Raw genomic sequence first — 7,883 nt, 5'->3', positions numbered from 1 at the left:
GATCGAGCCGATCCATCCGGGAGAGATCCTGATGGAGGACTTCATCGAGGGCTTCGCGATCACGCAGAACAAGCTCGCGGTGTCCATCGGCGTGCCGCCGCGCCGGATCAACGAGATCGTGCACGGCAAGCGGGGGATCACCGCTGACACTGCGATCCGTCTGGCGCGCTACTTTGGCACGTCCGAGGAGTTCTGGATGAATCTGCAGTCGAACTACGAACTGCGACTCGGGCGCCGGGCACTGCGCGACAAGGTTGCTGCGATCACGCCGCTGAAGGTCGCGTGACTGACTGCGCGGTGCCGCGCCCAGGAGGCGTCTCAATCGCGGCCATCGACCTCGGCGGCGCCGGTCCCGTGGTCGTGCTGCTCCATGGCCTCGCCGGGAGCTCGCGGGAGCTGTTGCCCACGGCGGATGCGTTACGGGGCTATCGGGTACTGCTCGTGGACCAGCGGGGGCACGGCGCGAGTACACGGCTTCCCGATGATGTGTCGCGCGATGCCTTCGTCGGCGATGTCGTGACGGCGATCGAGGAGCTCGTGCCGGGGCGGCGCGCCACGCTCGTCGGGCAGTCGATGGGAGCCCACACCGCGTTTCTTGCGGCAGCGGCGCATCCGGACCTGGTCGAAGGGCTGGTGATGCTGGAAGGTCACGTGTCGGGGAGTGACGACCCACGCGAGGCTGCCGGGCTCGGCAGGTATTTCGCGTCCTGGCCAGTGCCGTTCGAGGACGAGGCCGCCGCTCGCGAATTCCTCGGTGAGGACGCCATCGTCGACGCCTGGGTGGCGGACCTTCAGCAGACGGATGCTGGACTCGTCCCGCGCTTCGACGCCACGGTCATGCAGCGCACGATCGAGGCGGTGCACGAGCCGCGCTGGGGTGAATGGGAAGCGCTGCAGGTTCCGACGCTCACCGTCTTCGCGAAGCACGGAATGTTCAGCGATGCCGACAAGGACGAGTTGATCCGGCGTAGGCCCGAGACGGACAGGGTTGACCTCAACGGCGGCAGTCACGACGCCCACCTCGACGCCTTCGATGAGTGGAGCGACGTGCTCCGACGCTGGCTGTCCCGCGATCAGGCCGAGACCTCACCTTCACGAGACTTCTGAAGTTGGTATGTGCCGGAACTCGGTGGAGTTCAGATTCAACGTGTGACCTGACCTGATTCGTCGGTGGCCCGTCGGACTACGCGATTTCGATCAGGGCCACCCCGACGATGATCAGGCCGATCCCCGCAAGTATGCGTCGGGTCAGCGGGTCTTTCCAGATGGCGCGCGCCATAACCGCCACCAGCACGATGCCGATGGCCGTCCAGAGCCCATATGCGACACCGACGTGCATGCCGGACTCCAACGTGAGCCCAAGAAACGTGAATGCGGCCACGTAGCTCAGCGCGATGGGCGCAAGCCAGCCCTTCTTGCGAAAACCATTGCTTGCGCGGAGCGACAACGTGCCGGTGACCTCAAAGACGATCGATAGAAGAAGCCAGATCCAGCTCATGCCTGCCCCACCTGCGTCCGATCCTGGCGGCGCGGATGAGAGCCAGATTCAATCAGGGCGACACCCGCGACGATCACGGTGATTCCAATCACATCGCCGACGCTCAGCGCCTCACCGAAGATCCCCATGGCGAAAACAGCCACGAGTGCCACACCTGTTGCGCCCCAGATCCCGTAGGCCACGCCAATATTCATGCCTGTGCGCAAAGTCAGGCCGAGCAGTGCGAATGCGGCGATGTAGGCGAATACGACGAGGAAGATCCAGAGCGGATGATCCGTTGAGGCCCGCAAAGCGAGCGTTCCTACGACCTCTGCGAGTATCGCCCCGGTCAGAAGTAGCCATCGACTCATGTGCCTCCCCCCTCATCTCGCACTGTCACAGCCTTCCGTTCGGCGGCATCAACGATCGCAAGAGCTTGTCGCTGCACTCCATCGAGTGATTCGGCCGCGAACACGCCGGTGGCCTCGGACATCCATGCTCCGTCGGCGCAGAAGCGTGCTGCTGTGAGGAGCGACCGTTCCGGCCCGGATAGGCCAGTCGTGTCGTGCCACGGCCCGAGATGCAGATGCCAGGGCTCGGTGAGTGCGCGGTGGTAGAGGGCACCCGAGAAGATCCAGTAGTCCGCACGCGACACGTCCGCGGTTGTCGCGACGACGACGTATGCACGGTGCCGCTCGAACGGTGAAAGCGACTCCGGTGCAGCACCGGCGTGTGCACGCAGCATCTCGTCCCAGTGCTTTGCCGCGTGTTCGACGAGGCCGATCATGAGAGCTTCCTTGGAGGGGAAGTGATATATAAGCCCCGGCTTGGTGAGCCCTGCCTTCTGCGCCACCGACTCGAGTGAGATCGTGACCCCCTGCACGGACGAATTCTCTTCGGCGAGGACCCTTGCTGCGTGCAGGATCCGTTCGCGTGTACTTGAAACCATAGAAGAACTTTACCATCCGGTAGGTAAAGTCTGCTGCTCTATGCGCATGCCTCTGTGAAACGTTCCACGGTCGAGTTCAGGTTCAATGTGTAAGTCGTACCGACCGATTGCTTCAGACGGGTGGCGTCCGTACGCAGGGGTGAGCAGTTAGCGTGAGCATACGGAGACCCATGCCGCAGTGGAGAATCGTTACAAGTCTTTGGACGCGTGGCACCACGTGGATAACCACCTCACCGAAGTGTTGTTCGAAGAGGATGAAGCGCACCTCGAGGCGACCGCGCTGCAGACCGGCGGAGTCAAAGGCTGGAACAGCTTGATCGTCGCGCGACGAAAGCAGGAAGCGCTGTGAACTAACGGATGGGCCCAACGGTGGCGCGGGCGGGGCTGTTCGCGGCCGACTGAGCCCGAATCAAAATGGACAGCAAAGGTTGTTATCTGAGGCGACGCGGTGGAGTTCAGGTTCAATGTTTAATGGAGTTCCGCTTTAACGTCCGGATGTCCGCTCACTGACCGCTAATTACAACTTGTACTTAGGTTTCATGACTCCCGCGGCCCTGTCCCGGTTTCGTAACCAGTAGCGCGATGACATCGCTGCTGCGCAGTGAGAGTCCGTCATGATCACCTCGCGCGGCGCGGCTCGCCGCGCTGGACTGCGCGGCCGACCTGCGCGGTCGCGCCTAGTGATCGTTGACAGGTCGTTATCTGTGGCGATGGGTCGAATTTAGATTCAACGTCTGATCGCGTCCCCACGGATGAGGGATTCCCGCACCGACGACCGTGACGCGCCCGAGTACAATCGCGACATGTCCCGAACGGAAGTTTCTCGTGGCCATTGGCTGCCCAGTGTATCCAGCGACGGTGGACGCTTCCTTCTGGAGATCATCGGCGGGGCCGACGCTCTCGGCGACGCGAGGAAGTTCACGGTCTCCGTCTCCGAGGAGCACGTTGCACGGATCCGGGACGATCTTCCTCGGCACGTACTGGTACGCGCCGCACTCCTGCCACTGTGCTATGCGGCAGGAAGCCTGAATCATCTTGATGAATCTGCGGCGGTTCGACTGCTGGATACGATTCTGCACGGCAACGAACATGAGGTCGACGCCGCGTTCGAGAACATCTCCTGGGACAGCAGGTGCGCGCTCATCTCGCACGGCGCAGACCCGGCGCTCCTTGACGCGGGGAAGGTATTCGCCGCATCCCAGTCGGCTACGTCCGCAGGCTCGTGGGATCGCGTACGCAAGTACGTAGAGAGTCGGCAAGGTCCTAGAGCAGCTCCGTGATCACTGCGCCATCCGCGAGCAGGCGAATCCCGAACGGCCAGCCGGCAAGAGGGCGGTGCGGCGAGGTAGTGTGGTGATCACAGTGACAGCAACGGAGAGGCTGACGGTTGGGACACGCTATCCGCGATGACCGCATCAACATCGACGAACTCGAGGCCAGTCGGGAGCAAAAGAGCGAGCAGATCCGTCAGGACCGTCGGCGAGTCCTCCAATCTTTAGCGCGGGTTGATGCTGATCCGTCGTCCGGGGCTGCAGCTCTGGGAGGATCGGTGGCGAATGCGCCAAGATTGTCCCGCGGTCACAAAAGGTACTTCAGTCTTTGCTACGCGGCGGGCATGCCGGTTGCGGAGCTCGCGGCGGATCTCTGCGACGCATGGCGTGACGACCTCGTGATCTCATTGCGGTTGCAGAACGTGATGACCGGGGCCGATCCGAATCTCAGGGCCGTGTTCCGTGACAGGGACATATACCGTGGGGCGATTGATCTCGCGGTGGTCGCAACGAGCCTCGGTCGCGCGGATGTCGCGACGGCCGTGCTGTCGCATCCTTCAGTGGCGGCACTGCCTGCGCGTGTCCTCGATGCCCTTGCGGTCATTCATGGAGTGCCGCGGGCCGTGAGCGAGAGTGATGACCTCTCCCGGGCATATGAGGGGTGGTTGAAAGTGGGAAGCGCTACGCGCGGTCGCCGGCAGGCCGCGTTCGAGCGCTATGTGCGCCGCTGGCGCGCGGACAACGAGAAGTTCCGTGGGTTGACGCCGCCCGACAGTGAGTTCTTCACCGGCGACTGGGCGTTCGAGGCGGTCATCCTGGCGCAGGCGTTCCAGCTCGACGACGCCCCGGTGCGCGATGTCCCGGAGTACCCCGTGGATCTCGCCGATCACGCGCGAGAAGTAGGAGTACTACGGTTGGCTGACGATGTCCGGCTGCCCGGGCCGTTCAAGAAGCCCGCACCGCCGAAGGTCATCGAGCCGGAAGTGGCTCGCGAGCCGGTCGCGCTGTCAGGGACCGTGTCGCGCGCTCACTTGGAGGCACTGGTGACTCCGGTCGGCGACGGCCCGTTGGGGGCGACGACCGACGACGCGATCCTCGAAGCCGCAGTCGAAGCGGGAACCTTGCTCGTCATCGACTGGAAGGGCATGGCACTTGAGGAAACAGCCGAAATGTTGCAGGCGGCATGTCGGGAACTGGGCATCCCGGCGCCGGGCCGTGTGCCACGGAAGAAGACGACGACAGCGCTCGACGGCGTGCGGAAGCTCGATGAATGGTTGCATGCCGTTGGTGCGCGGCTCATCGCGATCGACCTCGATTCTGATGACCTGCTCGTCGCGCCGGTGCTCGCGGCGGATCATGAGAAGTTCGCCGATCGAGCCACCGACACGATCCGATTGCGCTCTGTCGAGCAACTCATCGCCCACAGAGGCTAGCCCCAGCGTCGATTCCGTGCTGCTGAATGGATTGGTCCAGCGAGGCGAGGGCAGTGGGCACCTTGCTAAGCGAGTCCGCGCCCGTGCGAACGCCGCGGGGGAGGTGTCGACGGCCGAGCTGAACTGCACCAAGACTGTCGGCTTCCCCGGGGACTCGGGGCGATTCACTGACCTATTAGTGTGGTGAACGAGGGATCAGACCAGAATCGCCCACACCCGATACAGGAGCGTGAACCATGAGTTTCTCTATATATCTTTCCGGCGAGATCCACACCGACTGGCGTGACGAGATCTGGCGCGGCGCAGAGGCCGCGGGGCTCGATGTCACGTTCACCGCACCGGTCACCGATCACCCCGCTAGTGATGCCGCCGGTGATCATCTCAGTGAAACCGATAGCCAGTTCTGGCGTGATCATCAGTCGGCCAAAGTCAATGCCATCCGCACCCGCACGCTGATCGAGAAGAGCGACCTCGTCGTGGTTCGTTTCGGAGACCAGTACAAGCAATGGAATGCCGCTTTCGATGCCGGTTACTGCGCCGCGCTGGGCAAGCCTTACGTGACCCTTCACGATGCCGATATCGTGCATCCGCTCAAAGAGGTCGACGCGGGGGCGCAGGCTTGGTGCACGACGACCGACCAGGTAGTGGAGACCCTGCGGTACGTGCTCAAGGGGTGAGGTTTTCGTCTTGCCGCGAAAGCGGGGATCCTCGAAACTGGAGGCGCGCCGGTCGCAGACTGAACCGTGACCCACTCGGTTCACGCGGCTGTTCCGTTCACGAACGCGGTGCAGTTTCGTTGCTTGGCTACGGTGCTCGCTGAAGGAGCCAGTTCGTCATGTTGAACATGAACACGACTCCAGATGATGGGCGCCTGCGACGCCCATCTCGCCACGGCTACTGACGAAATGGGCTTGCAGATCCACGCGCCCGTGGGTCTGAGCGTTCGCGGCGGGGCCGTAGCCACGGCAACTATAGTGGCCCCATGGCACCTTCTCTCGAGGCAGCGAATGAGCTGATCCGCGACCCAACCACGCGAGCGCTGGTGAGCGACCTTGACGGCGTGCTGCGGGTGTTCGATCAAACATTGTGGACGGAGCTGGATGCTGGCCTGGGGCTGGACGAAGGAGTATCCCTTCGTGCGGTGCTAGGGAACGCAATCCTGCACGACGTTGTGCGGGGTCGAGCGTCGTTCGAAGAGTGGCGAGAGACGGCAATCGCTGCGCTCATCGATGAAGGAATCGATCGCGAGGCAGCGCAGCAAGCGGTTCGAAAGTGGGCCGACACTCCTGCGCATGTTGACGAGCGGGTGCGATCTCTCCTACTGGAGGCGCGGTCGTTGGGGCTCGAGGTGCTCGTATTGACGAACGGGACGGATCGAATCCGAGACGAAGTTGCTCGCTTAGACATTCGGGACGTGGTTGGCGAAGACGCTGAGTACTTGTTGAGCTCTCACCAGATCGGATTCGCCAAGCCAGAACGGCAGGCGTACGAGGCCGCGCATTCGCGGCTCATGCAAGCTATCGGCACGGGGATTGACCCTGCGCAGGTGGTGTTCCTCGATGACACGGCGCGGAATGTGGACGCCGCGCGGCAGTTCGGATGGCGTGCAGTGCACCACACCACGCGGGCTTGACCGTTAGGCCTTCGGAACAGGGTAGAGCGAGACGATCCCAACACGGCACACCGCGGAACAGTTCTTCGTTTGAGCCCAGGGGCTATGCTGCATCGTCAATGGCGTTCCCGGGCTGTTGCGTGTCGACAGCGTCGCTTCAGGTCCACGTGTCAGAGGTGGCGTGCACAGTTCGCTCATGGAAACGAGAACAGTAATTGAGGTAGCGGAAGGGCTCGTACGAGATTTCGAGGATGAACTGCTGACGCCGATGCCGGCCGAGTGCCTACAGTGCTTCGTACACAGACACTTGCTGGAGCTGAACTGCGATGGCTCCCTGCGATTCGCCGCACATTTTCGAGACACCATTGCGCCGCGTGCCACTTCCCTCGAAAAGAGACTGGCCGATCAGGGAGGATTCTGCGACTGCGAGATATTCATGAACGCGTACTGGCCGAACGCGCTCCTGCGGAAGCAAGACTATTGGCGTACCCGCGGCGACGGGTTCCAGGAGTACGTAGAAGCGGAGCCACCCACGACGATGCCGCAGTGTCTAGGTGTACGCAGAGGGTCGACCCAACCGTGCGGGCTTTGGCAACGCATACGCCGTGGTCGCTGGTGACGCTCGACGAGCGGTTCTCGCAACGCTGCGATACCGAGTGTTCAAAGGCGCATGCTGAGTAGGTGCGCGCCCGCTCGCTGCAAGCATGGAGGCCCGGTGGAACCCTGGGGCACAATCCATCGTGCATCCGGTACTCTGAAGGCGGTGGCTCACGCCACTGATCGCACTTCCACGTGAAGCCCACGTGAATCATTGCGGAGAGGCCTGATCCGCTCAGGACATGTCCGGGTGGGGTGTGGCGCACAGACGATGCGCCGACTTCATATCGCCGATGTTGAACATCGGCCGACGATAGGACAATGACATGTCGACAAAAGACGAGAAGAACCTCGCGCAGGTGACCGAGAAGATCGCAAAGATGGATGAGCCGCGACAGTCGGTCATGCGGCGCGTGCACGACGTCATCATGACGGCGGCGCCATCCTTGAAACCACGGATCTGGTACGGGATGCCCGCCTACGCCGCTTCGGCGAGCACGCCGGCGCTCGTGACGCTGCGCAACGACGAACGATTGAATCTCGC

11 protein-coding genes and 1 pseudogene are annotated in these 7,883 nt (G+C 62.7%); 9 read left to right on the top strand and 3 right to left on the bottom strand.

The genetic code is table 11. The annotated features are described in order from the left end of the window. The first annotated feature begins 1 nt into the window (after window position 1). Window positions 2-286 (top strand): HigA family addiction module antitoxin, encoded by a 285-nt coding sequence (locus Q0O95_RS12345; RefSeq protein ID WP_293699145.1) that lies wholly within the window; start codon window positions 2-4, stop codon window positions 284-286. Continuing rightward, the gene (locus tag Q0O95_RS12340) at window positions 283-1,107 is read left to right on the top strand and encodes an alpha/beta hydrolase (protein ID WP_293699142.1); all 825 of its coding nucleotides are present in this window, start codon (window positions 283-285) and stop codon (window positions 1,105-1,107) included. The genes Q0O95_RS12345 and Q0O95_RS12340 overlap by 4 nt, the downstream gene beginning before the upstream one ends. A 76-nt stretch (window positions 1,108-1,183) precedes the next feature. Here the strand turns inward: Q0O95_RS12340 and Q0O95_RS12335 are convergent, their stop codons facing one another. From Q0O95_RS12335 to Q0O95_RS12325, 3 genes are read right to left on the bottom strand one after another with little or no spacing between them, the layout of a single operon-like run. After that, window positions 1,184-1,498, bottom strand: coding sequence for a multidrug efflux SMR transporter (locus Q0O95_RS12335; RefSeq protein WP_293699140.1), 315 nt, complete (start codon window positions 1,496-1,498; stop codon window positions 1,184-1,186). Continuing rightward, window positions 1,495-1,848, bottom strand: coding sequence for a multidrug efflux SMR transporter (locus Q0O95_RS12330; protein ID WP_293699137.1), 354 nt, complete (start codon window positions 1,846-1,848; stop codon window positions 1,495-1,497). Before Q0O95_RS12330 ends, Q0O95_RS12335 begins: the two co-directional genes overlap by 4 nt. Next, a complete protein-coding gene (locus Q0O95_RS12325; protein ID WP_293699134.1) occupies window positions 1,845-2,426 on the bottom strand; it encodes a TetR family transcriptional regulator in 582 nt (193 codons plus the stop codon). Before Q0O95_RS12325 ends, Q0O95_RS12330 begins: the two co-directional genes overlap by 4 nt. A 178-nt stretch (window positions 2,427-2,604) precedes the next feature. Between Q0O95_RS12325 and Q0O95_RS12320 the strand changes: the two genes are divergently transcribed. From Q0O95_RS12320 to Q0O95_RS12295, 7 genes and pseudogenes are all read left to right on the top strand, one after another. Further along, window positions 2,605-2,775, top strand: coding sequence for a hypothetical protein (locus Q0O95_RS12320; RefSeq protein WP_293699131.1), 171 nt, complete (start codon window positions 2,605-2,607; stop codon window positions 2,773-2,775). Between the two features lie 454 nt (window positions 2,776-3,229). Next, the gene (locus tag Q0O95_RS12315) at window positions 3,230-3,706 is read left to right on the top strand and encodes a DUF6357 family protein (protein WP_293699129.1); all 477 of its coding nucleotides are present in this window, start codon (window positions 3,230-3,232) and stop codon (window positions 3,704-3,706) included. Window positions 3,707-4,041: 335 nt separating this feature from the next. After that, window positions 4,042-5,130: a PoNe immunity protein domain-containing protein gene (locus tag Q0O95_RS12310; RefSeq protein WP_293699126.1), complete on the top strand. Its 1,089-nt coding sequence runs from the start codon at window positions 4,042-4,044 to the stop codon at window positions 5,128-5,130. Window positions 5,131-5,366: 236 nt separating this feature from the next. Continuing rightward, entirely contained in the window at window positions 5,367-5,807 is a 441-nt protein-coding gene (locus Q0O95_RS12305; protein ID WP_293699124.1) for a YtoQ family protein, read from the top strand. Between the two features lie 305 nt (window positions 5,808-6,112). Continuing rightward, on the top strand, window positions 6,113-6,763 hold the full coding sequence (locus Q0O95_RS12300; protein WP_293699121.1) for an HAD-IA family hydrolase: 651 nt from the start codon (window positions 6,113-6,115) through the stop codon (window positions 6,761-6,763). Between the two features lie 175 nt (window positions 6,764-6,938). Continuing rightward, window positions 6,939-7,361, top strand: coding sequence for a DUF2695 domain-containing protein (locus Q0O95_RS14105; RefSeq protein WP_366516493.1), 423 nt, complete (start codon window positions 6,939-6,941; stop codon window positions 7,359-7,361). A gap of 304 nt (window positions 7,362-7,665) precedes the next feature. Further along, window positions 7,666-7,883: pseudogene (locus tag Q0O95_RS12295) on the top strand (DUF1801 domain-containing protein); the annotation flags it as partial.

It is taken from the genome of uncultured Agrococcus sp. (assembly GCF_945915485.1).
In the GTDB taxonomy this organism is placed as follows: domain Bacteria; phylum Actinomycetota; class Actinomycetes; order Actinomycetales; family Microbacteriaceae; genus Agrococcus.
Note: the sequence above shows the minus strand (reverse complement) of the source record. Positions and strands in the feature narration are given on the sequence as shown.

Bases quoted from the DNA above. Each gene is read 5' to 3' on its own strand.
- Q0O95_RS12305 (WP_293699124.1), top strand. From the start codon at position 5,367: ATGAGTTTCTCTATATATCTTTCCGGCGAGATCCACACCGACTGGCGT.
- Q0O95_RS12315 (WP_293699129.1), top strand. From the start codon at position 3,230: ATGTCCCGAACGGAAGTTTCTCGTGGCCATTGGCTGCCCAGTGTATCC.
- Q0O95_RS12325 (WP_293699134.1), bottom strand. From the start codon at position 2,426: ATGGTTTCAAGTACACGCGAACGGATCCTGCACGCAGCAAGGGTCCTC.
- Q0O95_RS12300 (WP_293699121.1), top strand. From the start codon at position 6,113: ATGGCACCTTCTCTCGAGGCAGCGAATGAGCTGATCCGCGACCCAACC.
- Q0O95_RS12335 (WP_293699140.1), bottom strand. From the start codon at position 1,498: ATGAGCTGGATCTGGCTTCTTCTATCGATCGTCTTTGAGGTCACCGGC.
- Q0O95_RS12310 (WP_293699126.1), top strand. From the start codon at position 4,042: ATGCCGGTTGCGGAGCTCGCGGCGGATCTCTGCGACGCATGGCGTGAC.
- Q0O95_RS12330 (WP_293699137.1), bottom strand. From the start codon at position 1,848: ATGAGTCGATGGCTACTTCTGACCGGGGCGATACTCGCAGAGGTCGTA.
- Q0O95_RS14105 (WP_366516493.1), top strand. From the start codon at position 6,939: ATGGAAACGAGAACAGTAATTGAGGTAGCGGAAGGGCTCGTACGAGAT.